Below are 25,243 nucleotides of genomic sequence, written 5' to 3' on the forward strand. Positions count from 1 at the left end.
GCGCATACTCTGGCGCCGGGCCTGCGCGCCCGGCGATCTTTGCCTATGCTGCTGTCTACCAACAAGGAACCAACGTGACGAGGGACATCGCCATGTTCTACGTGCAACGCAACGCCGCCGGCCAGTTGCTGCGGGTGGAAGCAGCCGCGTTTGATCAGTTCACCGAAATACTCCCTTCAGACCATGCCGATATCCAGGAATGGTTTGCCGATGATGTTGTGGAAAACAGCCTCAACCAGCTCAAGCAAAGCGACCTTGACATGATCCGCGTGCTCGAGGACCTGATTGACGTGCTGACCGCCAAGGGCGTGTTCAAGATCACCGACCTGCCCGCCGGCGCGCAGGCCAAGCTGCTCAACCGTTCCACGGCGCGCAAGGCGCTCAGCAGCCTCAATAACCTGATTGACGAAGAAGAGCAGGGTGGGCTGATCTGACAGTGGGCTGGTCACCGCGACAGTCGCCGTCGGGCTGGTGTTCGGTGCCAGCGAAGAGGCCGGTACAGGCTAAAAATTCTGGTATTGAGCTGCCGCATTGCTCAGAATCTTGCCAATCTCTTCCCGCAAACCGGCAGGCTGCTCTACCACCACCCTGTCCCCATGGCTCAACAGCCACCAGCGTAATGGCCAACCGTCACTTACCGTGCCGCGTAACCGATGCCCATGCTCCAGCGCCGTCAGTTGCATGTCGCTGCTCAATGGCGCATCCCGCAACTGCCGCGCCAGTGCATCGCTGATTCGCGCCACCAGCTCCACGCCCTCACCCTGCGATGGCTGCAACGCATCCCCTCGCAGATGTGTCAGCAAATCGAAATTACCGCGCAATTCGCCCACGGCACTGGCCGACCAGTGCCAACCGAACGGAATGCTCTTGTCATTGCGCTCCAGCGGGAATATCAGCGAAAGCTCGTTGAGGTCACGCTCGACAGTGCGTTTGCTGACCGTGAACCCCACGTCACGCAGGCGCCAGACCAGCTCGGCGCTGGTTATGCCTGGGGAACGGCTGGGCAACTGGCGCAGCAGCGCCCACTGTCGGCTAAGGGTGGCGCGAGTGGTGGCGAACGGCAAAAGATAACGTCCTTGTCTAGGCTTGCCGCAATAGGATGGCGGCATGCGAGGGGCATGGCAATTGGCCACAGCCTGCTCAGATCAAGGAAGTCGCATTTGGTTGCCTCGTGCCGGTTCGTTCGCGACAGGTTTTGACGTGACATCACGCAGAATCACGCCTCATCACAGCCGAAGGTTGGGGTTGTGCGTCGTTCAATGAGGATGAACATGTCTGTTGCCAGCAATATCCATTCGCTACTTGCCCGCCTTCTGCCCGAGCGGGTCATCGCCCCTCCTGCCCCTGCAGGAAGGCGACAGCGGCTGTTCTCCGGTGTGGGCTTGCCCAGCCAGCGGTCACTGCTGGTCAACCGCCTGGATGAGGCCAACGACCTGCAGGCGGTGTATGTCGACCTGCGGCGCCAGGCATTGCAAGGCAGCGTGTCCGCATTGAACGATCTTGGCTGGATCTGGCTCAACGGCAAGTACTGGCGGGCCGATACCGTGCTGGCCGGGCACCTGTTGCGCATGGCGGCCCTGCAGGGCAATGCTGCTGCCTGGTTCAACCTTGGGCAGCAACACTACTTCGGCAAAGGCATCGACCCTTCCTATGTGCAGGCGGCGGAGTGTTACCGGCAGGCCTTCGACCGCGGCATGCTGCATGCGGCCGCTGCACTGGGTGACCTGTATGAGGAGGAGGTGTGCGACGGTGACCTGGAGTGGCAGGTTGACCTGGTGCAGGCCTACCAGTGGTTCATGCGTGGCGCCGAACAGGGCGAGGCACGTTGTCGTTTTGAAGTGGGCTACCGGTTGATGCATGGGCTGCACGTAGAGGCCAACCTCAAGGCAGCGCTGTACTGGCTTGAGCTGGCAGCAGCGGCGGGGGTGGTGCAGGCGGCAGAGGAGCTGGCGGTGCACTTCAGCAGCCGTGATGCGGTGCGGTATCAGGAATGGCGGGACCGGGCGGTGCAGATGGGCAGTACATTGGCCTTGACCATGAAGCTGGAAGACCAGATCCAGCCCTGAGTATTTCTCTCCAGTGCTGCACAGGGATTGCGTAGATCCCGAACCCGGTGCAGCCCCTGTGTGCGGGTTTACCCGCGAAGCGCGTCACCACTGGCTGAAAAATGAACAACATTTAACCCCCGGCTATCCGTCGCCCCCTGTTGACGACAGGGGGATGTTGGGGCGTATATTGATAGTTAGCAAACTATGAATATATTTGGTTCTCTTCATGTCCCTTGATCTCCTGCGCCTGCAAGTCAGCAGTGGCATGGTGGTTGCTGCCCGCCACTGGCGGCGCATCTGTCATACCGCCTTGACCGGCTACGGCATTTCCGAGGCCTGCGCTGCGCCGCTGCTGATGATCGTGCGCCTGGGCGACGGCGTGCACCAGGTGGCTGTGGCCCAGGCTGCCGGCCTGGAAAGCCCGTCGCTGGTACGCCTGCTTGACCAACTGTGCAAAGCTGGCCTGGTGTGCCGCAGCGAGGACCCACTGGATCGCCGCGCCAAGGCACTGAGCCTGACGGCCGAAGGCCGTGCCCTGGCCGAAGCCATCGAAGCCGAACTGGTGCGCTTGCGCCGCGATGTGCTCGGCGGTGTCGATCAGGCCGACCTGGAAGCTGCCTTGCGTGTGCTTCGTGCCTTCGAGGCTGCCGGCCTGGGCAACGCAGGCGGGGTGGCATGAACGGTTTCTTCAGCTCTGTCCCTCCGGCCCGTGACTGGTTCTACGGTGTGCGCACCTTCGGCGCGTCCATGATTGCCCTGTACATTGCTCTGCTCATGCAACTGCCGCGCCCCTATTGGGCCATGGCTACGGTGTACATCGTTTCCAGCCCGTTCGTCGGCCCGACCAGCTCCAAGGCGTTGTACCGTGCCATGGGCACGTTGCTCGGCGCAGGCGGGGCGATCTTCCTGGTGCCGCCGCTGGTACAGTCACCCTTGTTGTTGAGCATCGCCATCGCCCTGTGGACCGGCACCTTGCTGTTCCTTTCGCTGAACCTGCGCACGGCCAACAACTACGTGCTGATGCTGGCCGGTTATACCCTGCCGATGATTGCCCTGGCCGTGGTGGATAATCCGCTGGCAGTGTTCGATGTGGCCTCTTCTCGCGCGCAGGAAATCTGTTTGGGAATTGTCTGCGCGGCAGTCGTCGGGGCTATCTTCTGGCCACGCCGGCTGGCGCCGGTGGTAGTCGGTGCCACCGGAAACTGGTTCACCGAGGCGATTCGCTACAGCGACACCTACCTGGCCCGCGATGTCAGTGCCGACAAGGTCGGCGGGATGCGCGGGGTGATGGTCACCACCTTCAACTCGCTGGAGCTGATGATCGGTCAGCTCGCCCACGAAGGTGCCGGCCCGCATACCCTGAAGAACGCCCGCGAATTGCGCGGGCGGATGATCCATCTGCTGCCGGTGATCGACGCCCTCGACGATGCACTGGTAGCCCTGGAAGGCCGCGCCCCGGCCCAGTTTGCCCAGGTTCAACCCGTGCTTGAAGCCGCTCGAGAATGGCTCAAAGGCACCGCCGACAGCGCTTCGGTAGCGCACTGGGCAACGTTGCACGAGCAGATCGGCCGCCTGCAGCCCGCTACAGCCGCCCTCGACCAACGCGCCGAGCTGCTGTTGTCCAACGCCCTGTACCGCCTGACCGAATGGGCCGACCTGTGGCAGGACTGCTGCACCCTGCAGCACGCCCTGCGTACCGATGATGCCAAGCCTTGGCGTGCGGTGTATCGCCACTGGCGGCTGGGCCGCCTGACAGCGTTTTTCGACCGTGGCCTGATGCTGTACTCGGTAGCCTCCACGGTCCTGGCTATCGTGGTCGCCTGCGGCCTGTGGATCGGCCTGGGCTGGAACGACGGCGCCAGTGCGGTCATCCTCGCGGCAGTTGCGTGTAGCTTCTTCGCCGCTATGGACGACCCAGCACCGCAGATCTACCGGTTCTTTTTCTGGACGCTGATGTCGGTCATCTTCTCCAGTCTGTACCTGTTTTTGGTACTGCCTAACCTGCACGACTTCCCGATGCTGGTGCTGGCCTTTGCCGTACCTTTCATCTGCATAGGTACCCTGACTGTACAGCCGCGCTTCTACCTGGGCACCTTGCTGACCATCGTCAACACGTCGACCTTCATCAGCATCCAGGGCGCCTACGACGCCGACTTCTTCACCTTCCTCAACTCCAACCTTGCCGGCCCCGCGGGCCTCCTGTTCGCCTTTATCTGGACCCTGGTGATGCGCCCGTTCGGCGTGGAGCTGGCGGCCAAGCGCATGACCCGCTTCGCCTGGCGCGACATCGTTGAAATGACCGAGCCTGCGACGTTGGCCGAACACCGCCAGGTTGGCGTACAGATGCTCGACCGCCTGATGCAGCACCTGCCACGTCTGTCGCAAACCGGCCAGGACAGTGGTGTGGCGCTGCGCGACCTGCGCGTGGGATTGAACCTGCTCGACCTGCTGGCGTACATGCCGCGCGCCGGCCAGCAGGCTCGCGAGCGCCTGAACACTGTGGTCGAGGAAGTCGGCGCGCACTACGCCGCTTGCCTGCGTGCTGGCGAACGCCTGCATGCCCCGGCCGCACTGTTACGCAACATGGAACGCGCTCGCCTGGCGCTTAACCTGGATGAGCTGTACGAGCGCGGCGATGCCCGCACCCACCTGCTGCATGCCCTGAGCGGCCTGCGCCTGGCGCTGTTGCCGGGTGTGGAGGTGATGCTCGAGCCAGCTGAACAACCGCAACTGCCCCCCGGCCTCGACGGAGCACCCCTGTGATTGGTGAACTGGATATCAGCGGGGTGTTCCTGCCCACGCTGCTGGTGATGATGTTTGGCACCTACCTGCTGTTCCTTGGGGTGCACGCGGTGCTGGTGCGCCTGCATTTCTACCGCCTGGTCTGGCACCGGGCGTTGTTCAACGTTGCTCTGTATGCCGTACTGCTTGGTGCGGTGGACCACTTTTGCCGAAACCTGATGCTGCCATGAAAAAACCTATGCTGACCTTGGGCCGTGTGGTCCTGACCTTGCTGGTAGTGACCTTCGCCGCCGTGCTCGTGTGGCAGATGGTGGTCTACTACATGTTTGCCCCCTGGACCCGTGACGGCCACATACGCGCCGACGTGATCCAGATCGCCCCCGATGTGTCGGGATTGATCCAGAAGGTCGAGGTGCGCGACAACCAGACCGTCAAACGTGGCGACGTGCTGTTCACCATCGACCAGGACCGCTTCACCTTGGCCCTGCGTCAAGCCAAGGCAACCCTTGGCGAGCGCCAGGAGACCCTGGCCCAGGCTTCCCGCGAAGCGCAGCGCAACCGCAAGCTGGGCAACCTGGTGGCCGCCGAGCAACTGGAAGAAAGCCAGTCCCGCGAGGCCCGTGCCCGTTCAGCCGTCAGCGAGGCGCAAGTGGCTGTCGATACTGCCCAGCTCAACCTTGACCGCTCAGTGGTGCGCAGCCCGGTAGACGGCTACCTCAACGACCGCGCGCCGCGTAACCACGAGTTCGTCACCGCCGGCCGCCCGGTGCTGTCGGTGGTCGATAGCGCCTCGTACCATGTCGATGGCTACTTCGAGGAAACCAAGCTTGGCGGTATACACATCGGCGATGCCGTGGACATCCGTGTGATGGGCGACAATACCCGCCTGCGCGGCCATGTGCAGAGCTTTGCCGCTGGCATCGAAGACCGCGACCGTAGCAGTGGCGCCAACCTGCTGCCCAACGTCAACCCGGCGTTCAGTTGGGTACGCCTGGCCCAGCGCATTCCGGTGCGCATCGCCTTTGACGAAGTGCCGCAAGACTTCCGCATGATCGCCGGGCGTACTGCCACGGTGTCGATCATCGAGGGCCAGCGCCCATGAAACAGCTGATCCTGGCTGGCCTGTGCCTGTCGCTGGGGGCCTGCATGATGGTGGGCCCCGACTATGAGGTGCCTGGGGATGCGGCCGTGCAACGCAATGACCTGAACGGCCCGCTGCGCCAGGATGCCGACAGCGTCGTGTCGGCGCCGGTCCCCGAGGACTGGTGGCAGCTGTATCAGGATCAGCGGCTGAACGAGCTGGTGCGTCAGGCGCTGAGTGCCAACACCGAACTGCGCGTGGCGGCGGCCAACATCGCCAAAGCTCGCGCCCAGGTGGAGGTGGCGGAATCGCAAGGCGGCTTCAACGGTGGCGTCAAACTCGGCGCTCAGCGGTTGCAAGAGTCGGGCGAAGCCTTCCTGCAGCCTGAGAAGGTGCCGGTAGCCAACATCGGTGAGGCCATCATCAGTGCCTCGTACCAGTTCGACCTGTGGGGCACCTTCAAGCGTGGTACCGAGGCTGCCAAGGCAAATGCCGACGCAGTGCAGGCCGCTGCCGACACTGCCCGCATCACGCTTGTGGCGGACGTGGTCAAGGCTTATACCCAGGTGTGCTCGGCCAACGAGGAACACCACATTGCCCGTGAGTCCCTCGATTTGCAGGAGCAAAGCGTGAAACTCAACCAGCGCCTGCGCGATGCTGGGCGTGGCGATGAAACCCAGGTCACCCGCTCGCAGACCCAGTTCAAATCCTTGCGTGCCGAACTGCCACGCTTCAAGGCCGAACGCGAGACGGGCATGTACACCCTGGCCGCGCTGCTGGCCAAGCCGGTCGACCAGTTGCCTGCCGGTACCGCCGATTGCGCCGAGCTGCCGCACCTGAACCAGCTGGTCCCGGTGGGCGATGGCGCGGCCCTGCTCAAGCGCCGCCCCGACGTGCGCCAGGCCGAACGCCAACTGGCTGCCGCCACCGCCTATATTGGCGTAGCCACTGGCGCTTTGTACCCGGACATCAGCATTGGCGCCCAGGTTGGCACCATCGGTATCCTGGAGAACCTTGGCGAGCCTTCGACCAACCGCTGGGGTTTTGGCCCGCAGATCAGCTGGAGCATCCCCACCAACGGCACCCGTGCCCGCATTCGCATGGCCGAAGCCTCGACCCAGGCGGCGCTGGCGCATTTCGATGGCGTGGTGCTGAACGCCATTCGCGAGACCCAGACCCGGTTGGCGCAGTACAGCGCCTTGCTCGATCGGCGCGATGCGCTGGCCGAGGCGGAGAGGTCGGCGAAAGAAGCGGCGGATCAGACGCACCGGTATTACCAGGCGGGGCGTGAGTCGTTCCTGGCGGATTTGCAGGCGACGCGGACCTATACCGATATGCGTGCGCAGTTGGCGGCGGCGAACAGCCAAGTGGCAATGGGGCAGATTGGGGTGTTTCTGGCGTTGGGTGGTGGGTGGAAGGAGACGGACAGGTAATCACTGGGACTTAATTAATACTATCAATATTGCTAGTGGCGGATACCCCTGTGTTTGAGCAAGATGTGGAGTCTGAACTTATGTAGATGGAGGATACAGGGGTGAAAAGCCATGTGAATTACTCGCCTTATGGGTATCCGGGGCCAGGTGCTTTGAACTGTGTGCTTGGGTTCAATGGAGAGTATCGAAGTGATCTCTCAGGCTTCTACGTTCTCGGTAGAGGCGTCCGTTCATTTTCCTCCATCCTCATGCGCTTTTTGAGCCCGGATCCATATAGTCCATTTTCACTAGGTGGTTTGAATATCTATGCTTACTGTGCCGGCGATCCGGTTAATCGAGTCGACCGAAGCGGCTATTTTTTTTCAGCCGCCATGACACAAAAAATTCATCGTTGGCGGATTAGCGCGCAGCTCACTGTAACGTATCGTTATGCGCCTACCTCTAAGCAGTTCATTGATAGCCAGGCAGCCGGAATTGCGAAAAATTATGGTGGCTCCTTAATATCTACGTCATTTAAACAGAATCGTTTAAGAGTCATCGATAATGTGCAGAGGCTCGGCGTTCAGCATCCCAGAGAGCTAGGCGACATTGTTCGAAATATGGTGATTTTGCCTCAAGAACAGATGTCCAGTGCCGCAAAGGACCTTGGGCGAATTTTCAAGTCAAAACCTCGAAATTTCAGCGGTACGGCAGCGGGTTATCGAGGAATTCATGTCCGTTATAGTCCCCGTGGAAGAGTTCATGGCGAGACGCAGTTTCATACCAAGCAGCAAGCTTTCGCGATACTTCCTGAGAATGTAGCGCGCCCCGTGATAGGCGCAGACCTATACGATGCTTGGTCCTCCAAAGCTCAAGCTCAGGGATTTCATCCGGGGCAGGCCCACGAGCTTTATGAGATCTTCAGGGTGAGCGGTGACTCAAATAATATTAGGGAAATTTCCTTGGCGAACATTAGGGCATATTGGTCATTTATTGAGTCCTTAAATTAGGAAGTGTGTGAGCACAGTCATCATCTCCGATCTGTTCTGCCAGCAGCCAAGCATGCTGCTCGGCTGTACTGGTTATCTGCCCGTCGAATCTGAAATGGGAGATGGCCAAAATTGCTGATAGTGCCGCGCGGATACTAAGCGAGATGGTCAAGGCGCTGATCGATGATATGGAGCAAGTGGTGAACAAGGTGCGTCAATAGCCTTTAAGAACCTGAGCCCGTTGTGCGGCCCATCGCTGGTAAGCCAGCTCCCACATGATCAGAACAGGTTTTGAGGGCGCTGCAATACCTGTGGGAGCAGCTTGCCTGCGATCCAAAGGCAAAGCGCTCGGCCAACCCTCCCGCTTCACCTAATTTGCAGCAAGATTTTTCATGAAATCCGCCCTGCGGCCTTGAGCGAAGCAAAATGTAAGTGAACAATGTTCTCTTTCGCATTCCCTCCGAGACTGGCCATGAATTCCCGTTTCCGTCTACTTGCCTGGCTACCGGCTGTGTTGCTTGGCCCGGTGCTGGCGCTGTGCAGTAACCTGGCGCTGGCAGAAGCCCCCGCCGAGGCCATCAAGGCCTTGCATTTGCTCGATTACATCGGTGCCGACTACCCGCCGACCGTACAAGACGGCAAGGTGATCGACGATGGCGAGTATCGCGAACAACAGGAGTTCAGCGCGGTATTGGCCGATCTGCTCAAAGGCCTGCCGGCAAATGCTGAGCAAAATGGTCTGGAGCAAGGTGTTCAAGCGCTACGCCAAGCCATCGACCAACGCCAGGAGGGCGCCGCAGTCGCAAAACAGGCCCGGCAGCTGGGTGCGCGACTGGCTGTGGCCTACGAGGTCAGCCAGGCACCGGTGATTACCCCGGACCCAGCCCGCGGTGCTGCGCTGTACGCGCAAAACTGCTCGATTTGCCACGGCGAAACCGGCGCCGGCGATGGCCCGGCTGGCGTGGGCCTGGAGCCTGCACCCGCCAACCTGCGCGATGTTTCGCGCCTGGACCAGTTGAGCCTGTTCGACCTCTACAACACCCTGGCCCTGGGTATCGACGGCACCGAAATGCCGTCGTTTGCCGACCAGCTGGACGATCGCCAGCGCTGGGACGTGGCCGCGTACATCGCCAGCTTCACCGCCAAGCCGGAAGCGGGCAAGGGTGACAAGGCCTGGAACCTCGCCGACCTGGCTCGCCAGACGCCGGCCGAAGTCGCCGCCAACGAAGGCACTGCGGCCGTCGAGGCATTCCGTGCCCAGCGTGCTCAACCGCCGCAAGTAAAGCGCGGCCCTGCGCAATTGCTCGAATACACGGCCAGCACACTGGACAAGAGCCTGGCGGCCTACCGCGCAGGCGACCACGATCAGGCCTATGACCTGTCGGTGGCGGCCTACCTGGAGGGTTTCGAGCTGGTGGAAAGCTCGCTGGACAACATCGACACCCAGGCGCGCAAGGACACCGAAAAAACGCTGATGGCCTACCGTCAGTCCTTGCAGGACGGCTTGCCCGTGGCCCAGGCCGAACAGCGTCTGGCCGACGCCAAAACCAAGCTCGAGCAGGCGGCCAAGCTGCTGGGCAGCGATGGCCTGAGCTGGACGCTGAGTTATATCTCCGGTTTGCTGATCCTGCTGCGTGAAGGCCTCGAGGCGATTCTGGTGCTGGCGGCGATCCTGGCCTTCCTGCGCAATACCGGGCAGCAGTCGGCAGTACGCAGCGTCAACATCGGCTGGGGCCTGGCGCTGGTTGCCGGCTTCGCCACCTGGGCGCTGGCAGCCTATGTGATCGATGTGGGGGGTGCTCAGCGTGAGCTGCTGGAAGGCGGCACGGCCCTGTTCGCCGCGGTGATGGTGCTATGGCTGGGGGTGTGGATGCATGACCGCCGCCATGCAGCCGCCTGGAAGGACTACATCAAGAGCAGCCTGGTCAGCGGCGGCGGGCGCTTCGGTTTTGCTGTGCTGGCCTTTTTCTCGGTATACCGCGAATTGTTCGAAGTAATCCTGTTCTACGAGACCCTGTGGCTGCAGGCAGGCCCTGCCGGGCATCAAGCGGTGCTGGCGGGTGGTGCGACGGCACTGATGCTGCTGGTGGGCCTTGCCTGGGTGATTTTGCGGGGTTCGGCCAAGCTGCCGCTTTCGCTGTTCTTCAGCATCAACGCCGCGCTGCTGTGCGCGCTGTCGGTAGTATTCGCCGGGCATGGCGTGAAGGCGCTGCAAGAGGCCGGCGTGCTGGGCACACGGCCGGTGGCGTTCTTCGAGTTCGATTGGCTGGGGATTCATGCCGATGCCTACTCGCTGTCGGCGCAGGCGGTGGCGTTGCTGGCCATCGTGCTCCTCTACGGCCGCTCGTGGCTGGCGGAAAGGCGCAGTGCTGCGGCCAACTGAGTGGAGCGTGCGCGGTCCCACAGGGACCGCGCAAGGCCTCAGATCTTGCGCAAGCCTGATGCTCAGGCCGGCTGTGGCGCCTTGAGAATGTTCTGCAGCAGTTGGACACTTTCAACGGCGTCATGACCCAGACTGGTCAGGTAGCCGCCATCCGGTTGATCGGTCAGCCCCTTCTCATGCAGGCGTTGTGCAGCCGCGATCAGGGCGGGGGATGCGGTGCTGGTTATCTTGATGCCTTCCTGGCTGCTGTCGTGTTTGAACAGCGCGAGTACTTCCAGTTCGTCGATCAGATCGGGGGTAAAAGGCATGGCAGCTCCTGACTTCCAGACAAGGATGGCGGCACCGTCAGCGGTGCCTGATCTTCGAGTGTAGCCGGGTTATTCGTCGTCGCCTTGATCCATCTCAGGCGGCAGCTCCGGCAGTGCCCGCAGAGCGTTCTCATACCACTCGCCGTTGAACGCACGGTCCTCTACCAGCATGTTGTCGATTTCGAAGGCCAGCACATGGGCCATCAGGTTCAGAATGTCTTCACGCTCATAGCCAACCAGCGTCAGCTTGTTGAAAGTGGCCTTGGCCGCAGGCGGCTCGCCGCTCTCGATCTGGTTTTCGATGGCTTGGGTCAGCGTGGCCTCGGCGAAGGCTTCGTCGTCGTCATTGCCGATGTCGGTGGGCTCGCTCATGGCGGTACTCCTAGGATGGGATGCAACAGTGTGCCATGCCTATGGCGGCAATGCCCGAGCATTGACGCGGTGCATGACGCTGGTCAGCGGCAGGCGTTCAGTCTATAAAAGCCAGGCCAACTCCTTACGGCCTGGAGGCTGTTACCTCATGCTCAAGCTTCATGGATTCTCGGTCAGCAACTACTACAACATGGTCAAGTTGGCCCTACTGGAAAAAGGTCTGCCCTTCGAGGAAGTCACCTTCTATGGCGGCCAGGCGCCACAGGCGTTGGAAGTGAGCCCGCGGGGCAAGGTTCCGGTGCTGCAGACCGAGCAGGGCTTCCTCAGCGAAACCAGTGTGATCCTCGACTACATCGAACAGACCCAAAGCGGCAAGGCACTGGTGCCGGTCGACCCGTTCGAGCAGGCCAAGGTGCGTGAACTGCTCAAGGAAATCGAGCTGTACATCGAGCTGCCGGCGCGTACCTGCTACGCCGAGTCGTTCTTTGGCATGTCGGTCGAACCGCTGATCAAAGAGAAAGCGCGTGCTGACCTGCTGGCAGGTTTTGCCACGCTCAAGCGCAACGGACGCTTTGCACCCTATGTGGCGGGCGAGCAGATGACGCTGGCAGACCTGATGTTCTGCTTCTCGGTCGACCTGGCCAACGCGGTGGGCAAGAAGGTGCTGAACATCGACTTCCTGGCGGACTTCCCGCAGGCCAAGGCGTTGCTGCAGCTGATGGGCGAGAACCCGCACATGGCGCGGATCTTGGCGGACAAGGAAGCGTCGATGCCGGCCTTCATGGAGATGATTCGCAGCGGTAAACGCTGAGTCTGGTGTTGTGCCCTTCGCGGGCATGCCCGCTCCCACAGGTCTGCACCGCTATTGAAACTTGTGCAGTATCTGTGGGAGCGGGCGTGCCCGCGAACGAGGGCGAAGCCCTCGCCTTGGGGGGTTAGCGAGACGCCAACAGGGCCTTGCCACGAACAACGGCAGCGCGCACCTGCGCCGGCGCCGTACCACCAATGTGGTTACGGGCGTTCACCGAACCTTCCAGCGTCAGCACGGCAAACACGTCCTGCTCGATCTGGTCGCTGAACTGGCGCAGTTCGTCCAGGCTCATCTCGGCCAGGTCCTTTCCAGTGTCCACACCATACTTCACCGCGTGGCCGACGATCTCGTGGCAGTCACGGAATGGCAGGCCACGGCGAACCAGGTAGTCGGCCAGGTCGGTAGCGGTGGAGAAGCCGCGCAGGGCCGCTTCACGCATGATGGCGTGCTTGGGTTTGATCGCCGGGATCATGTCAGCAAAGGCCCGCAGCGAGTCGCGCAGGGTGTCGGCGGCGTCGAACAGCGGTTCCTTGTCTTCCTGGTTGTCCTTGTTGTAGGCCAGCGGTTGGCCTTTCATCAGGGTCAGCAGGCCGGTCAGGGCGCCGAACACGCGGCCGCTCTTGCCGCGTACCAGCTCTGGCACGTCCGGGTTCTTTTTCTGCGGCATGATCGAGCTGCCGGTGCAGAAGCGGTCCGGAAGGTCGATGAACTGGAACTGCGCGCTGGTCCAAAGCACCAGCTCTTCGGAGAAGCGCGAAAGGTGCATCATCGCCACGCTGGCAGCGGCGCAGAACTCGATGGCGAAATCACGGTCCGACACACCATCCAGCGAGTTGCCGGCCACGGCTTCAAAGCCCAGCAGCTTGCAGGTCAGTTCACGGTCGATCGGGTAGGTGGTGCCGGCCAGTGCGGCGCTGCCCAGTGGCATGCGGTTGGTGCGCTTGCGGCAGTCGACCAGGCGCTCATAGTCGCGGCTGAGCATTTCGAACCACGCCAGCAGGTGGTGACCAAAGGTGACCGGCTGCGCCGTCTGCAGGTGGGTGAAACCAGGCATGATGGTTTCGGCTTCACGCTCTGCCTGCTCCAGCAGGCCCTGCTGCAGGCGGGTGATTTCGCCCAGGATCAGGTCGATTTCGTCGCGCAGCCAAAGGCGGATGTCGGTGGCCACCTGGTCGTTGCGGCTACGGCCGGTGTGCAGCTTCTTGCCGGTGATACCGATGCGGTCGGTCAGGCGTGCTTCGATGTTCATGTGCACGTCTTCGAGGTCGACACGCCAGTCGAAGTTGCCGGCTTCAATCTCGCCCTGGATGGTTTTCAGGCCATCGATGATGGTGTCGCGCTCGTCATCACTGAGCACGCCGACCTGCGCCAGCATGGTGGCATGGGCAATCGAACCCATGATGTCGTGACGGTACAGGCGCTTGTCGAAATCTACCGAGGCGGTGAAGCGGGCGACGAAGGCGTCGACGGGCTCACTGAAGCGGCCGCCCCAGGACTGATTGGTCTTGTCGGTGCTCATGGATTCACTCATTGCAGGCGTGAACGAAAAAGTGGCGTCGATGATAGCAGGGTTGGGCTGGCTGCCGCAGGGCGCCGGTCGAGAGAAATGCCCGGAAAATCGCAGAGAAGGATTTCAAGGAATGAACGGCAGTGTTCCACGGACCGTCTACAGTTGGACAAAGGACTGGCAGTGAATCTGCCGGGCCGAGTGAATCTTTGGCCATCGCACCGGTCTAGAGCGTGACCGCAGTGTCGCTCGAACCACACCTGTCTACGCTATACCTGTGCGAGACTCATTCAGGAATCCAGCGCAATTATGAATGTCCTGATCGTTGATGACGAACCCCAAGGCCGTGAACGCCTCAGCCGGCTGCTCGGCGAACTGGAGGGGTACACCGTGCTGGAGCCCAGCGCCACCAACGGCGATGAAGCCTTGGCGCTGATCGAAAGCCTCAAGCCCGATGTGGTCCTGCTGGACATCGGCATGCCAGGCCTGGATGGCCTGCAGGTCGCCGCTCGCCTGTGCGAACGCGAGGCGCCGCCCGCGGTGGTGTTTTGCTCCGGGGATGATGAATACGGTGCAGAGGCATTCAAGGACAGTACCCTCAGCCATGTGACCAAGCCCTTCCAGGCGCAGGCCTTGCGCGATGCCTTGCGCAAGGCCGAAAAACCCAACCGTGCCCAATTGGCGGCGCTTACCCGGCCAGCCAATGAAGGCGGCGGCCCTCGCAGCCATATAAGCGCCCGCACGCGTAAAGGCATCGAACTGATCCCTTTACCCCAGGTGATCTATTTCATTGCCGATCACAAGTATGTGACCTTGCGTCACGAAGCCGGGGAGGTGCTGCTTGACGAGCCGCTCAAAGCCCTGGAAGACGAATTCGGCGAACGCTTCGTGCGCATCCATCGTAATGCGTTGGTCGCCCGTGAGCGTATCGAACGCTTGCAGCGCACCCCGCTGGGGCACTTTCAGCTGTATCTGAAAGGCCTGGACGGCGATGCCTTGACCGTCAGCCGTCGCCATGTGGCCGGTGTGCGCAAGATGATGCAGACGCTCTGAGGCCCTCGGATCCAGGCCGCTCCTGCACCTGGCTGCGTATGACCTGTTGATCCGTATCTGCAAGCGATACCGGCGATGCTGTTATCATCGGCGGTATTTCTCTGGATCGGGGCGTTTCATGTCCACTCGCGAAATCCGCATTGCCACCCGTAAAAGTGCTTTGGCCCTGTGGCAGGCCGAATACGTCAAGGCCCGCCTCGAGCAGGCCCACACCGGTCTGAAGGTGACCCTCGTACCCATGGTCAGCCGTGGTGACAAGTTGCTCGACGCGCCGCTGGCAAAAATCGGCGGGAAGGGCCTGTTCGTCAAGGAACTGGAAACCGCGCTGTTGGACAACGAAGCCGACATCGCCGTGCACTCGATGAAAGACGTGCCCATGGACTTCCCCGAGGGCCTGGGCCTGTACTGCATCTGCGAGCGTGAAGACCCGCGTGATGCCTTCGTTTCCAATACCTTTGACAGCCTTGAAGCGCTACCCGCCGGCAGTATCGTCGGGACCTCAAGCCTACGCCGTCAGGCCCAGTTACTGGCGCGCCGCTCGGACCTGCAAATCCGTTTTCTGCGCGGCAACGTCAATACCCGCCTGGCGAAGCTGGATGCCGGCGAGTACGACGCCATCATCCTCGCCGCAGCGGGCCTGATCCGTCTGGGCTTCGAAGACCGCATCACCTCCACCATCAGCGTCGATGACAGCCTGCCGGCAGGTGGTCAGGGCGCGGTGGGCATCGAGTGCCGCAGTGCCGACGTTGAGATCCATGCACTGCTGGCGCCACTGCACCATGTCGACACCGCTGACCGGGTGATGGCCGAGCGCGCGCTGAACAAACGCCTGAATGGTGGCTGCCAAGTGCCGATCGCCTGCTACGCGGTACTTGAAGGTGACCAGTTGTGGCTACGTGGCCTGGTCGGCCAGCCTAGCGGCGGGACCTTGCTGGTGGCCGATGCCCGTGCCCCGCGTGCTGCTGCCGAGACCTTGGGCGTACAGGTGGCCGAAGACCTGCTGGGGCAGGGCGCCGAGGCCATTCTCAAGGAAGTCTACGGCGAGGCCGGTCACCCGTGAGCCAATGGCGCCTGTTGCTGACCCGGCCTGCCGAGGACTGTGCGGCGCTGGCGCAAAGCCTGGCGGCAGCGGGCGTGGGTAGCAGTTGCCTGCCTCTGCTGGAAATTGAACCTATTACCGTGCAAGCCCCACAGCGACTGTCGCTGGAGGGCTTGCATGACTTCCAGGCGATCCTTGTGGTCAGCAAGCCGGCCGCCCGGCTGTTGCTAGAGCATCTGGCCCAGGCCAGCATCCAGCCTCCGCAGCGAGGCTGGTTCACCGTGGGTGAGGCAACCGCTGGGGTGCTGCAGGGTGCAGGGCTGGAGGTAAGCTTTCCGCCGCGTGGCGATGACAGCGAAGCCTTGCTGGCACTGCCGGCCCTGCGCCAGGCACTTACCGAGCCGGCACCGCGTGTCTTGATCGTTCGCGGCGTCGGAGGTCGCGAACTGCTGGCAGAGCGTCTTGCAGAGCAAGGTGCTAGTGTCGAATATCTGGAACTGTATCGTCGCTGCCTGCCGGCCTACCCGGCGGGTACGCTGATGCGCCGCATTGAAGCGGAACGCCTCAATGGCCTGGTGGTCAGCAGTGGGCAGGGTTTTGAACATTTGCAGCAGATGGCCGGTGCCGATTGGCTGCGGCTGGCCCAGTTGCCGCTGTTCGTGCCCAGCCCGCGGGTTGCCGAGCAGGCCAAGGCCGCCGGGGCCCAACAGGTTGTGGATTGCCGTGGCGCCAGTGCCACGGCCTTGCTGGCAGCCGTGCAGCGTAGCGCTGCACCTGCCTCTTAAGGCGCTAAGCTGAATGCGGTGCGCCCCCATGCAAAGGATGGATACGTGAGCGAGACTGTCTTGTCCAATAACGATCAACCGTCGGCACAGGCGCCTGCGGAACCCGTTACCACCCCACCTGCCAAGCGCTCCGGCAGTGGCCTGGCAGCGCTGGCCTTGCTGCTTGGTGCGGCCGGGGTGGCGGTAGGTGGCTGGGGTGTCTGGCAGGTGCGTCAACTGCAGGGCAGTGAGTTCAACCAAGGCCAGCACATCGAGGCGCTGAACCAGCGCGCCGAGGCGCTGCAGCAACGTGAGCAGCAGATCAGTGCGCAACTGGCCAGTCTGCCAGCTGCCAGCGAGCTGGAAGACCGCCGGCGTTTGGTAGCCCAGCTACAGGGCGACCAGCAGCGTCTCAGTCAGCGCCTGGAAACCGTGCTGGGAGAAAGCCGCAAAGAATGGCGCCTGGCCGAAGCCGAGCACCTCCTGCGCCTGGCTACCCTGCGCCTTTCGGCGTTGCAGGACATCACCAGTGCCAAAGCCTTGGTCGAAGGCGCCGACGAGATCCTGCGCGAGCAGAGCGACCCGGGTGCCTTCGCTGCCCGCGAGCAACTGGCACGCAGCCTGGCCATGCTCAACAGCACTCAGCAACCGGACCGAACCGGCCTGTTCTTGAAACTGGCTGCACAGCGTGAGCTGGTACAGCAGTTGAGCGCCCAGTCCCCAGAGTTCGACAGTAACGCCGATGCGCTTGGCGCCCTGACCGCCGACGGTGATGGTGCCAGCAGGCTGTCGCAGTGGTGGGCGGAAATATCCAAGTACTTCCAGATCGACTTCAACGCCGATGAAAACGTGCGTCCGTTGCTGGCCGGGCAGCAACTGAACCAGCTGCGCCTGGCCTTGAGCCTCACTATCGAGCAGGCCCAGTGGGCGGCGCTCAATGGCGATGCCAAGATTTACACGCAGGCGCTGGACGACGCCCGCAGCGTACTGCTGGCCAACTTCAACGCAGACAACCCGCAAAGCAAGGCCATGCTCGACAGCCTCAATGCCTTGGCCGATCAGCCGGTGTCGGTGGTTACCCCTGACCTCAGTGAAAGCCTGGCGGCTGTGCAGGCCTATATTCAGCGCCGTCACCTGCCGGCCGAGGCTGAAGGGGGCAAGCCATGAAGCGTGTCTACCTGTTGGCCGTGCTTGCAATCGTGGTTGCTGCGGCACTGGGCATCGCGGTCGCCAAGCACAGCGGCTATGTACTGATTTCCTATGGTGGCTTCCGTTATCAGTCGGGGCTGTGGGCAGCCTTGGCGGGTATTTTGGCGGTCGTCCTGCTGCTGTGGTTGCTGCGCTATCTGGTCGGCCTGGTGCTGACCTCCAGTGGTGTGGTCAACCCTTGGTCACGGCGCAACCGCAGCCGACGTATCCGCCTGGCGATCGAACAGGGCCAGCTCGATCTCGCCGAAGGCCGCTGGGCCAGTGCCCAGCGACACTTGCACCGTGCCGCCGAGGCTGAGCGCCAGCCGTTGTTGTACTACCTTGGTGCCGCGCGCGCGGCCAACGAGCAGGGCCGCACCGAAGACAGCGACAACCTGCTGGAGCGTGCCCTGGAGCGCCAGCCACAAGCGGAGCTGGCCATTGCCCTGACCCATGCCCAATTGCAAATGGACCGCGGTGAAAGCGATGGAGCCCTGGAAACCCTGCTGGCCATGCAGGAACGTCACCCGCACAACAGCCAGGTGCTGCGCTTGCTGCAGCGCCTGCACCTGGAGCGCGGCGACTGGTCTGCACTGATCCGCCTGCTGCCCGACCTGCGCAAGGGCAAGGTGCTGCCGGCCGCCGAGCTGGCGGCTCTGGAACAACGTGCCTGGGGCCAGAACCTGAGCCTGGCCGCCACCCGTGGCGAAGACACGCAAAGTGCACGTCAATCCTTGGAGCGCGCTTGGCAGCAACTGACCGCAGCCCAGCGCCAGGAGCCACAACTGGTGCTGGCGTACGCCGAGCAATTGCGCCAGGTAGGTGCCCAGAACGAGGCCGAACAAGTGCTGCGCACTGCCCTCAAGCGCGACTATGAAAGCCATCTGGCCCGCCTTTATGGCCTGGTGCGTGGGGATGACCCGGCACGTCAGTTGCAAACCGCTGAAGGTTGGCTCAAGGCTCACCCGCAAGACGCAAGCCTGCTGCTGACCCTGGGGCGTCTGAGCCTGCAGAACCGCCTGTGGGGTAAGGCGCGTGATTACCTGGAAAGCAGCCTGCGCATGGAGCGCAATCCCGAGGCCTGTGCTGAACTGGCCCGCCTGCTTGCGGGGCTGGGCGAGACCGAGCGCAGCAACCAACTATTCCAGGAGGGCCTTGGCCTTCTGGACGAGCGCCTGCTGGCGCTGCCTTTGCCAGAAGGCGTACGCGCCTGACCCACCCCAAGGCCCGCGCCAAGGTGCGGGCTTTGGGGGCGGGTAATTTATCTTTTCCTGTCAGTTAGATCTGAAGTCCATCTCTTCCGTCGTCTCCTACCTCATATCTGGAAATTTCCTACGCGATTCAGCGACTTGTCGTTGTTGTCGTGCCTTGAAACAAAGCGTGTCTTTCCTCTACCGTTTCAAGCCACTACTTTTTCCCCGGGACCTTCACTGCCCATGCTGCCGGCCCGTTTGCGCACCTTTTTTCTTCCTGCCTGCCTGGTTGCACTGGCGGTACTGGTTGCGTCTTTTCGTCTGGAAAACACAGTGGGGCTGAGGCCGTGCCCACTGTGCCTCAGCCAACGGTTGCTGCTTGGCGTTTACGCGCTGCTGTGTTTCGCAGCCGTGCTGCAGGCACCGGGCACGCAGGGCATCCTTCGTTACGCTCGACTGGCGCTGGGCTGCTCGCTGGCCGGCGCATTGCTGGCCGCACGGCATGTCTGGTTGCAGGGTGTTGAGGTGGGCAATGATGTATGCCCGGTGCCGATAGGGCGAGTGTTCGAGCAATCTTGGGGTGAGGCGGCACGGCAACTGTTGCTGGGTGGCCCGGATTGCCGTTCGCTTGCCTGGAGCTTTCTCGATCTGACACTGCCGGAATGGAGCCTGTTGGCTTTCCTGCTGCTGGCGGCTCTGCCCTTGAGTTGCCTGCTGGCGTATCGTTTCCGCACCCTGGCTAGAACATGACCTGACGCAAGGTTGCGCCATTAGCGCGACCAATGGCGATGTAACAGGTTATTAAACACTTGTATGAACTTTGTGTGCTGCGTACCTTGAAGGGCAGCACGCGCGGGAATAATCTCCCAGCACGCATACCGGAAAAACAACTGCTCGATGCCGTCCTGCTGATGTCACCTTTGTGCTGCGCGGTCGTGGTGCGAGGTGCAGCGGCATCTACCCAGAAGGGAAGAGATCGCCATGCTCGATAGTTGTCAGAACGCCCAGGAACGCTGGGGTGGGGTTCACAAGCTGATCGACCGTTGGCTGGAGGAGCGCCAGGAACTGGTGCAGGCTTTTCGCGCCCTGCGCGATGTGAAGCCAGCCTTCGCCGACAAGGACACCAACGGGGACTTTTGCTCACTTCTGGTCGACTACGTTTCGGCGTGGCACTTCGAAGTCTGCGAGCAACTGGTCAGCGAGGCCAAGGCGTTCGGAGACGAGAAGGCGCTGAAGCTGGCCGAAGAGATCAACCCTCGGATCAACGACAGTACTCAGATTGCACTGGCCTTCAATGACCATTGCGCCAAGGGGGAGTGCAAGGACACCGAACGCTTTGCCGAGAAGCTGGCCAAATTGGGCGGGTTGTTGCATGAGCGCTTCGAGCTTGAAGACTGTCTGATCGAAGTGCTGCACAACGCACACAAAGAAGAGGGTGCAGTGCAGGCCTGAGGTTGGCGTCAGTCGCCAACCGCCAGCAGTTCGATCTCGAATACCAGGGGGGTGTAGGGTGCAATCAAATCTCCCGCCCCCTCGGCGCCATAGGCTTGCGCTGAAGGAATTACCAGGCGCCATTTAGCGCCAGTGTGCATTTTCGGCAAGGCGACCTGCCAGCCTTCGATAACCGAATCCAGGTTGAACCATTGTGGTGTCTGGTTTTGGTCGAATACCGAGCCATCCGGCAGTCTGCCCACATAGCGTACCTGCACTTTGCCGCCTGCTTTCGGCTGAGCCCCCGTGCCCGCCTGCAGTTCACTGTACAGCACACCTTCCGTTAGTTCGTGTACCCCGTAACGCCCACGCTCATTAGCCATGAAACGTGTTTCGGCAGCCTGCAGCTTTTGCATAGCGGCGTCACTTTCCTGGGTTTCATGCTGCTGGAGCACCGCCTGCATGCGTGCCTTGTCGAGCTTGAGGGGTTGCCCCTGATAGGACTGCTTCAGGCCTTCGACCAGCGCATCCAGTTGCAAACCCGGCATCTCCTGGCGCAGGCGTTCACCCAGGCTGGCACCCAGGCTGTAGGCCAAATCGTGGTCTTCGCTCTCGGCCAAGGCGAGGGGTGCCATCAGGCATAAACCTAAAACAAGATATCGAGGCAACGCCTGACTCCCAAATACCAGCAATGATTAATTCAGCAACTACACTTTCACGCAGCTGCAAGATAACAACTTTGCCCAGGCATGCAACGCGGCGTAAATATTACGGTCAACATGCCCTAGCGGCGGTAGCAGCAGAAGCATAGTATGAGCCGTAATCTCGTCAGCCAGGAGGTAAACCATGTCGGCCAAAAAGAAGCCAGTAAGTACGCCGTTACACCTGCTCCAGCAACTTTCGGGCAGCTTGCTCGAGCACTTGGAAGAGGCCTGCTCGCAAGCGCTGGCTGATGCGGAAAAACTGCTGGCGAAGTTGGAAAAGCAGCGTGGCAAGGCACAGGAAAAACTGCACAACGGTCGCCTGAAACTGCAAGACGCGGCCAAGGCAGGTAAAGCCAAGGCGCAGACCAAGGCGCAAAAAGCCATTGGTGAACTTGAGGAACTGCTCGATTCTCTCAAGGAACGTCAAACCCAGACCCGCTCTTACATTCAGCAACTCAAACGCGATGCTCAGGACAGCCTCAAGCTGGCCCAGGGTGTAGGCAAGGTACGCGAAGCTGCAGCCAAGGCACTTGATCAGCGTGCAGCGAAACCCGCCAAGTCGGCTGCCGCCAAGCCTGCGGCCAAACCAGCTACGAGGTCGGCCGCTGCCGCCAAGCCTGCGACCAAACCAGCTGCGAGGTCGACCGCTGCTGCGAAGTCTGCGGCCAAACCGGCTGCCAAGGCGACCGCTGCCGCGAAGCCTGCGGCCAAACCGGCTGCCAAGGCGACCGCTGCCGCGAAGCCTGCGGCTAAACCGGCTGCCAAGGCGACCGCTGCCGCCAAGCCTGCGGCCAAACCGGCTGCCAAGGCGACCGCTGCCGCCAAGCCTGCGGCCAAACCGGCTGCCAAGGCGCCCGCTGCCGCGAAGCCTGCGGCCAAACCGGCTGCCAAGGCGACCGCTGCCGCGAAGCCTGCGGCTAAACCAGCAGCCAAGGCGCCCGCAGCAGCCAAACCTGCGGCCAAGCCAGCTGCCAAAGCCCCTGCTGCCAAGCCAGCCACAAAACCAGCTGCCGCCAAGGCACCTGCACGCACGGCCGCTAAGCCTGCCGAGGCCAAACCCGCTACACCGGCCGCCGCAACCAACTCGGTGAGCCCGGCTGCAGCAGCACCGTCGGCACCTGTGAGCACGCCTGCTCAGGCACCTTCGGCGTCCTGAAGCGCAGCCGCTGCGACGCGCAACTGAACTAGCGCGTCATGATGCAGAGCCTGGTCCGGTGCCAGCCGGGCCAGCCAGTCGTCCGCGGGCTCATGGGAGCCCACGGGCCACTCTTGCGAGCGTTCCTGCAAGCGCTCAAGCAAGGCTTTTTCAGCCCGCAACTCCAACCCTTTCACTTGTTCACGTAATGCCGCCAGTTGTGTATCACCCGATGCTGTGGCTCGCCATTGCTGGCGCAGGCTGCGTAGCGGGGTAACCACGTCACGCTGCCAGGGCTCGGCGAGTTCTTGCAGTGCTTGTGCGCGTTCGCCCAGCACGGTTACTCCGCGTGCTTGTAGCCAGGTTGCGCACAGCAGCAGGCAGACATCACCGCCCAGTGCCTGCAGTTCAAGGCAGGCGGCTTCCACGCCGGGCCTGGCATACAGGGTCAGGGCGTAATTCCAAAGGTCGGTGTGCATGGTTCCACTCGCGCTATGGGCCGAGGAAGCTGGTAGACTCCGCGACCATCATGATCAGACTATCCAACCTCACTTTACAGCGTGGTCCGCAGCGCTTGCTAGAAGGCGCCGAGATGACCCTGCACGCCGGTCACAAGGCCGGCCTGATCGGCGCCAACGGCGCCGGAAAATCCAGCCTGTTCGCCTTGCTGCGCGGTGAGCTGTCACCCGATGCCGGTGACTGCCAACTGCCCGGCGACTGGCGCATCGCCCACATGCGCCAAGAGGTCGACACCCTCGACCGCCTGGCTGTGGACTATGTGCTTGACGGCGACGTGCGCCTGCGCAAGGTCCAGGCCGAACTGGCCGCGGCCGAGCAGGCCCACGACGGCACCGCCCTGGCGCGCCTGCACAGTGAGCTGGAAAGCGCCGACGGCTATACCGCCGACGCCCGTGCGCGCAAATTGCTGGCTGGGTTGGGCTTCACCAACGAGCAGATGGACCGCCGTGTCGGCGATTTCTCTGGTGGCTGGCGGATGCGCCTGAACCTGGCCCAGGCCCTGATGTGCCCGTCCGACCTGTTGCTGCTCGACGAGCCCACCAACCACCTCGACCTCGACGCGATCCTGTGGCTGGAAGACTGGCTCAAGGGCTACCCCGGCACGTTGTTGCTTATCTCCCACGACCGTGACTTCCTCGATGCCGTGGTCGACCATGTGCTGCACGTCGAGCAGCGCAAGCTCAACTTGTACAAAGGCGGCTATACCGCCTTTGAGCGCACCCGTGCCGAGCGTCTGGCGCAGCAGCAGCAGGCCTACGAGAAGCAGCAGGCGCAGCGCGCGCACATGGAAAAGTACATTGCCCGCTTCAAGGCTCAGGCTACCAAGGCCCGTCAGGCGCAAAGCCGGATCAAGGCCCTTGAGCGCATGGAAGAGCTGTCGGCGGCGCATGTCGATTCGCCGTTCGACTTTGTCTTCCGTGAATCGCAGAAAATTTCCAGCCCGTTGCTGAGCCTTTCCGAAGGTTGCCTGGGTTATGGCGACAAGGCCATCCTCGACAAGGTCAAGCTGCAGCTCACCCCGGGTGCTCGTATTGGTCTGCTCGGTCCCAACGGCGCCGGCAAGTCGACCCTGATCAAGAACCTTGCAGGTGAGCTGGAACCGTTGTCGGGCCGTCTGGTTCGCGGCGAGAACCTGGCTGTAGGCTACTTTGCCCAGCATCAGCTGGACTCGCTGGATGACAAGGCCAGCCCGCTGCTGCACCTGCAGCGCATTGCCCCTACCGAGCGTGAGCAGACGCTGCGCGACTTCCTCGGCGGCTTCGACTTCCACGGTGCCCGCTGCGACGAGCCGGTGGTGAACTTCTCCGGTGGCGAAAAGGCTCGCCTGGCACTTGCGCTGATTGCCTGGGAGCGGCCAAACCTGCTGCTGCTTGATGAACCGACCAACCACCTGGACCTGGAAATGCGTCTGGCGCTGACCATGGCCTTGCAGGAGTTTGCCGGTGCAGTGGTGGTGGTATCCCACGACCGTCATTTGCTCAAGAGCACCACGGATGACTTCCTGCTGGTGGCCGACGGCAAGGTCGACACCTTCGACGGTGACCTGGAAGACTACAGCCGCTGGCTGGTCGAGTACCGCCAGCGCAGCGCGCCGGCCAGTAGTGCACCGGCCAACCCGGACAAGACCGACAAGAAAGCCCAGCGCCAGGCTGCCGCAGCCTTGCGCCAGCAGTTGGCACCGCACAAGAAGGCTGCCGACAAGCTGGAAAGCGAGCTCAACCAGGTGCACGCGCAATTGGCCGAGATCGAGACTGCGCTGGGTGATGGTGGCCTTTACGACGCAACGCGCAAGGACGAGTTGCGCGATCTGCTGGCGCGCCAGACCAAGCTCAAGCAACGCGAAGGCGAGCTGGAAGAGGCCTGGATGGAAGCGCTGGAAACCCTTGAAAGCATGCAGGCCGAACTCGAGGCGCTGTCCTGATGGAGGAACTGCGTTCGCTGCTGCCAGGGCAATGGATGGATACCTTCTGGCTAGGCTTGCAGATACTCTTGATCCTGGTCGCGGCGTTCATCCTGCAGCGTATCGTCGCCCGTGGGCTTGGCCGACTCGGCCAGCGTTACCCGTTGCCGCCGGAGTTGCTGGTGCCCGTTCGCGGTGGCCTGCGCTGGCTGATCATGGGCAGCGCGCTGCTGTTCGTGCTGGAGCGCCTGGGTGTTTCGGCGACTGTGTTGTGGACAGCACTTTCCGGCTTCGTAGCGGTAGCGGCGGTGGCCTTCTTTGCCATGTGGAGCGTGCTGTCCAACCTGTTGTGCGCGGTGTTGATCTTCACGGTTGGGCCGTTTCGCATCGGCGATGTGGTCGAGCTGGTCGACACCCTCGACAAGCCCGGTGTGAAAGGCCGGGTGATCGCCATCAACCTGCTGTTCACCACGCTGCTGGAAATGCCCGAGGCGGGTGGGGCGCTTGTGCAGGTGCCCAATAGCCAGTTCTTCCAGAAGTCAGTACGACGCTGGCGCGGGGCCGAGGTACAGGCCCTGCACAAAGAAACAGCTGCCGAAGCTGACTGAACCTGTACTGGCCCCTTCGCCGGCGCGCCCGTTCCCACAGGTATCCCACAGCGTCT

26 protein-coding genes are annotated in these 25,243 nt (G+C 62.1%); 20 read left to right on the top strand and 6 right to left on the bottom strand.

The annotated features are described in order from the left end of the window. Window positions 1–92 precede the first annotated feature (92 nt). Window positions 93–434, top strand: a complete 342-nt coding sequence (locus GST84_00975; GenBank protein ID XGB15689.1) for a tryptophan synthase subunit beta — start codon at window positions 93–95, stop codon at window positions 432–434. Window positions 435–503: 69 nt separating this feature from the next. Here GST84_00975 and GST84_00980 read toward each other — a convergent pair whose 3' ends face one another. Next, entirely contained in the window at window positions 504–1,064 is a 561-nt protein-coding gene (locus tag GST84_00980) for a WYL domain-containing protein (protein ID XGB11004.1), read from the bottom strand. A gap of 207 nt (window positions 1,065–1,271) precedes the next feature. Here GST84_00980 and GST84_00985 point away from each other — a divergent pair, with 207 nt between their 5' ends. The 8 genes from GST84_00985 to GST84_01020 all read left to right on the top strand — a co-directional run bounded on the left by GST84_00985 (window position 1,272) and on the right by GST84_01020 (window position 10,655). After that, window positions 1,272–2,066 (top strand): sel1 repeat family protein, encoded by a 795-nt coding sequence (locus tag GST84_00985; GenBank protein XGB11005.1) that lies wholly within the window; start codon window positions 1,272–1,274, stop codon window positions 2,064–2,066. Window positions 2,067–2,274: 208 nt separating this feature from the next. After that, complete coding sequence (locus GST84_00990; GenBank protein ID XGB11006.1) at window positions 2,275–2,727, top strand: winged helix DNA-binding protein; 453 nt, start codon at window positions 2,275–2,277, stop codon at window positions 2,725–2,727. Next, window positions 2,724–4,811 carry an FUSC family protein gene (locus GST84_00995; protein ID XGB11007.1) on the top strand — a complete coding sequence of 696 codons (2,088 nt, stop codon included), beginning with the start codon at window positions 2,724–2,726 and terminating at the stop codon, window positions 4,809–4,811. Before GST84_00990 ends, GST84_00995 begins: the two co-directional genes overlap by 4 nt. Continuing rightward, the gene (locus GST84_01000; GenBank protein ID XGB11008.1) at window positions 4,808–5,020 is read left to right on the top strand and encodes a DUF1656 domain-containing protein; all 213 of its coding nucleotides are present in this window, start codon (window positions 4,808–4,810) and stop codon (window positions 5,018–5,020) included. The genes GST84_00995 and GST84_01000 overlap by 4 nt, the downstream gene beginning before the upstream one ends. Further along, window positions 5,017–5,892 carry an efflux RND transporter periplasmic adaptor subunit gene (locus GST84_01005; protein ID XGB11009.1) on the top strand — a complete coding sequence of 292 codons (876 nt, stop codon included), beginning with the start codon at window positions 5,017–5,019 and terminating at the stop codon, window positions 5,890–5,892. The genes GST84_01000 and GST84_01005 overlap by 4 nt, the downstream gene beginning before the upstream one ends. Further along, on the top strand, window positions 5,889–7,304 hold the full coding sequence (locus tag GST84_01010; protein ID XGB11010.1) for an efflux transporter outer membrane subunit: 1,416 nt from the start codon (window positions 5,889–5,891) through the stop codon (window positions 7,302–7,304). The genes GST84_01005 and GST84_01010 overlap by 4 nt, the downstream gene beginning before the upstream one ends. An 86-nt stretch (window positions 7,305–7,390) precedes the next feature. Further along, the gene (locus tag GST84_01015) at window positions 7,391–8,293 is read left to right on the top strand and encodes a hypothetical protein (GenBank protein ID XGB11011.1); all 903 of its coding nucleotides are present in this window, start codon (window positions 7,391–7,393) and stop codon (window positions 8,291–8,293) included. A 418-nt stretch (window positions 8,294–8,711) separates the two neighbouring features. Next, on the top strand, window positions 8,712–10,655 hold the full coding sequence (locus GST84_01020) for a c-type cytochrome (GenBank protein ID XGB11012.1): 1,944 nt from the start codon (window positions 8,712–8,714) through the stop codon (window positions 10,653–10,655). Between the two features lie 62 nt (window positions 10,656–10,717). Here the strand turns inward: GST84_01020 and GST84_01025 are convergent, their stop codons facing one another. Together GST84_01025 and GST84_01030 are read right to left on the bottom strand one after the other, a co-directional pair. Beyond that, window positions 10,718–10,963, bottom strand: coding sequence for a TIGR02647 family protein (locus GST84_01025; GenBank protein XGB11013.1), 246 nt, complete (start codon window positions 10,961–10,963; stop codon window positions 10,718–10,720). A gap of 69 nt (window positions 10,964–11,032) precedes the next feature. After that, entirely contained in the window at window positions 11,033–11,335 is a 303-nt protein-coding gene (locus GST84_01030; protein XGB11014.1) for a hypothetical protein, read from the bottom strand. Window positions 11,336–11,483: 148 nt separating this feature from the next. Between GST84_01030 and GST84_01035 the strand changes: the two genes are divergently transcribed. Then, window positions 11,484–12,146, top strand: a complete 663-nt coding sequence (locus tag GST84_01035; GenBank protein ID XGB11015.1) for a glutathione S-transferase — start codon at window positions 11,484–11,486, stop codon at window positions 12,144–12,146. A gap of 124 nt (window positions 12,147–12,270) precedes the next feature. Here GST84_01035 and argH read toward each other — a convergent pair whose 3' ends face one another. Then, window positions 12,271–13,665, bottom strand: a complete 1,395-nt coding sequence (gene argH, locus GST84_01040; protein XGB11016.1) for an argininosuccinate lyase — start codon at window positions 13,663–13,665, stop codon at window positions 12,271–12,273. A 297-nt stretch (window positions 13,666–13,962) separates the two neighbouring features. Here argH and GST84_01045 point away from each other — a divergent pair, with 297 nt between their 5' ends. The 7 genes from GST84_01045 to GST84_01075 all read left to right on the top strand — a co-directional run bounded on the left by GST84_01045 (window position 13,963) and on the right by GST84_01075 (window position 20,342). Next, window positions 13,963–14,706, top strand: coding sequence for a response regulator (locus GST84_01045; protein XGB11017.1), 744 nt, complete (start codon window positions 13,963–13,965; stop codon window positions 14,704–14,706). Between the two features lie 118 nt (window positions 14,707–14,824). After that, the gene (gene hemC / locus GST84_01050; GenBank protein ID XGB11018.1) at window positions 14,825–15,766 is read left to right on the top strand and encodes a hydroxymethylbilane synthase; all 942 of its coding nucleotides are present in this window, start codon (window positions 14,825–14,827) and stop codon (window positions 15,764–15,766) included. After that, window positions 15,763–16,530 carry a uroporphyrinogen-III synthase gene (locus GST84_01055; protein XGB11019.1) on the top strand — a complete coding sequence of 256 codons (768 nt, stop codon included), beginning with the start codon at window positions 15,763–15,765 and terminating at the stop codon, window positions 16,528–16,530. Before hemC ends, GST84_01055 begins: the two co-directional genes overlap by 4 nt. Window positions 16,531–16,575: 45 nt before the next feature. Further along, window positions 16,576–17,676, top strand: coding sequence for a heme biosynthesis operon protein HemX (locus GST84_01060; protein ID XGB11020.1), 1,101 nt, complete (start codon window positions 16,576–16,578; stop codon window positions 17,674–17,676). Continuing rightward, window positions 17,673–18,911: a heme biosynthesis protein HemY gene (locus tag GST84_01065; GenBank protein XGB11021.1), complete on the top strand. Its 1,239-nt coding sequence runs from the start codon at window positions 17,673–17,675 to the stop codon at window positions 18,909–18,911. The genes GST84_01060 and GST84_01065 overlap by 4 nt, the downstream gene beginning before the upstream one ends. 222 nt (window positions 18,912–19,133) lie before the next feature. Then, window positions 19,134–19,640, top strand: coding sequence for a disulfide bond formation protein B (locus GST84_01070; protein XGB11022.1), 507 nt, complete (start codon window positions 19,134–19,136; stop codon window positions 19,638–19,640). A 231-nt stretch (window positions 19,641–19,871) separates the two neighbouring features. Further along, window positions 19,872–20,342 (top strand): Rsd/AlgQ family anti-sigma factor, encoded by a 471-nt coding sequence (locus GST84_01075; protein XGB11023.1) that lies wholly within the window; start codon window positions 19,872–19,874, stop codon window positions 20,340–20,342. An 8-nt stretch (window positions 20,343–20,350) separates the two neighbouring features. Here the strand turns inward: GST84_01075 and GST84_01080 are convergent, their stop codons facing one another. Next, a complete protein-coding gene (locus GST84_01080; GenBank protein ID XGB11024.1) occupies window positions 20,351–20,989 on the bottom strand; it encodes an FKBP-type peptidyl-prolyl cis-trans isomerase in 639 nt (212 codons plus the stop codon). 178 nt (window positions 20,990–21,167) lie between these two features. Here GST84_01080 and GST84_01085 point away from each other — a divergent pair, with 178 nt between their 5' ends. Beyond that, window positions 21,168–22,181: a transcriptional regulator gene (locus GST84_01085; protein XGB11025.1), complete on the top strand. Its 1,014-nt coding sequence runs from the start codon at window positions 21,168–21,170 to the stop codon at window positions 22,179–22,181. Here the strand turns inward: GST84_01085 and GST84_01090 are convergent. After that, window positions 22,160–22,639, bottom strand: a complete 480-nt coding sequence (locus GST84_01090) for a TIGR02444 family protein (GenBank protein XGB11026.1) — start codon at window positions 22,637–22,639, stop codon at window positions 22,160–22,162. The genes GST84_01085 and GST84_01090 overlap by 22 nt on opposite strands. A 50-nt stretch (window positions 22,640–22,689) precedes the next feature. Here GST84_01090 and GST84_01095 point away from each other — a divergent pair, with 50 nt between their 5' ends. Further along, complete coding sequence (locus GST84_01095) at window positions 22,690–24,600, top strand: ATP-binding cassette domain-containing protein (GenBank protein ID XGB11027.1); 1,911 nt, start codon at window positions 22,690–22,692, stop codon at window positions 24,598–24,600. Continuing rightward, window positions 24,600–25,187 carry a mechanosensitive ion channel gene (locus GST84_01100; protein XGB11028.1) on the top strand — a complete coding sequence of 196 codons (588 nt, stop codon included), beginning with the start codon at window positions 24,600–24,602 and terminating at the stop codon, window positions 25,185–25,187. The genes GST84_01095 and GST84_01100 overlap by 1 nt, the downstream gene beginning before the upstream one ends. Window positions 25,188–25,243: the final 56 nt, after the last annotated feature.

Source organism: Pseudomonas putida, from assembly GCA_041879295.1.
Classification (GTDB): domain Bacteria; phylum Pseudomonadota; class Gammaproteobacteria; order Pseudomonadales; family Pseudomonadaceae; genus Aquipseudomonas; species Aquipseudomonas putida_Y.

What these genes read in the sequence shown, in the direction of transcription:
- GST84_01090 (XGB11026.1), bottom strand. Translation starts at nt 22,639, where the DNA reads ATGCACACCGACCTTTGGAATTACGCCCTGACCCTGTATGCCAGGCCC.
- GST84_01065 (XGB11021.1), top strand. Translation starts at nt 17,673, where the DNA reads ATGAAGCGTGTCTACCTGTTGGCCGTGCTTGCAATCGTGGTTGCTGCG.
- GST84_01070 (XGB11022.1), top strand. Translation starts at nt 19,134, where the DNA reads ATGCTGCCGGCCCGTTTGCGCACCTTTTTTCTTCCTGCCTGCCTGGTT.
- GST84_01075 (XGB11023.1), top strand. Translation starts at nt 19,872, where the DNA reads ATGCTCGATAGTTGTCAGAACGCCCAGGAACGCTGGGGTGGGGTTCAC.
- GST84_00975 (XGB15689.1), top strand. Translation starts at nt 93, where the DNA reads ATGTTCTACGTGCAACGCAACGCCGCCGGCCAGTTGCTGCGGGTGGAA.
- GST84_00995 (XGB11007.1), top strand. Translation starts at nt 2,724, where the DNA reads ATGAACGGTTTCTTCAGCTCTGTCCCTCCGGCCCGTGACTGGTTCTAC.
- GST84_01005 (XGB11009.1), top strand. Translation starts at nt 5,017, where the DNA reads ATGAAAAAACCTATGCTGACCTTGGGCCGTGTGGTCCTGACCTTGCTG.
- GST84_01085 (XGB11025.1), top strand. Translation starts at nt 21,168, where the DNA reads ATGTCGGCCAAAAAGAAGCCAGTAAGTACGCCGTTACACCTGCTCCAG.
- GST84_01100 (XGB11028.1), top strand. Translation starts at nt 24,600, where the DNA reads ATGGAGGAACTGCGTTCGCTGCTGCCAGGGCAATGGATGGATACCTTC.
- GST84_01010 (XGB11010.1), top strand. Translation starts at nt 5,889, where the DNA reads ATGAAACAGCTGATCCTGGCTGGCCTGTGCCTGTCGCTGGGGGCCTGC.
- GST84_00990 (XGB11006.1), top strand. Translation starts at nt 2,275, where the DNA reads ATGTCCCTTGATCTCCTGCGCCTGCAAGTCAGCAGTGGCATGGTGGTT.
- GST84_01035 (XGB11015.1), top strand. Translation starts at nt 11,484, where the DNA reads ATGCTCAAGCTTCATGGATTCTCGGTCAGCAACTACTACAACATGGTC.
- GST84_01025 (XGB11013.1), bottom strand. Translation starts at nt 10,963, where the DNA reads ATGCCTTTTACCCCCGATCTGATCGACGAACTGGAAGTACTCGCGCTG.
- GST84_01015 (XGB11011.1), top strand. Translation starts at nt 7,391, where the DNA reads ATGGAGGATACAGGGGTGAAAAGCCATGTGAATTACTCGCCTTATGGG.
- hemC (XGB11018.1), top strand. Translation starts at nt 14,825, where the DNA reads ATGTCCACTCGCGAAATCCGCATTGCCACCCGTAAAAGTGCTTTGGCC.
- GST84_01095 (XGB11027.1), top strand. Translation starts at nt 22,690, where the DNA reads ATGATCAGACTATCCAACCTCACTTTACAGCGTGGTCCGCAGCGCTTG.
- GST84_01030 (XGB11014.1), bottom strand. Translation starts at nt 11,335, where the DNA reads ATGAGCGAGCCCACCGACATCGGCAATGACGACGACGAAGCCTTCGCC.
- GST84_01020 (XGB11012.1), top strand. Translation starts at nt 8,712, where the DNA reads ATGTTCTCTTTCGCATTCCCTCCGAGACTGGCCATGAATTCCCGTTTC.
- GST84_01045 (XGB11017.1), top strand. Translation starts at nt 13,963, where the DNA reads ATGAATGTCCTGATCGTTGATGACGAACCCCAAGGCCGTGAACGCCTC.
- GST84_00985 (XGB11005.1), top strand. Translation starts at nt 1,272, where the DNA reads ATGTCTGTTGCCAGCAATATCCATTCGCTACTTGCCCGCCTTCTGCCC.
- argH (XGB11016.1), bottom strand. Translation starts at nt 13,665, where the DNA reads ATGAGCACCGACAAGACCAATCAGTCCTGGGGCGGCCGCTTCAGTGAG.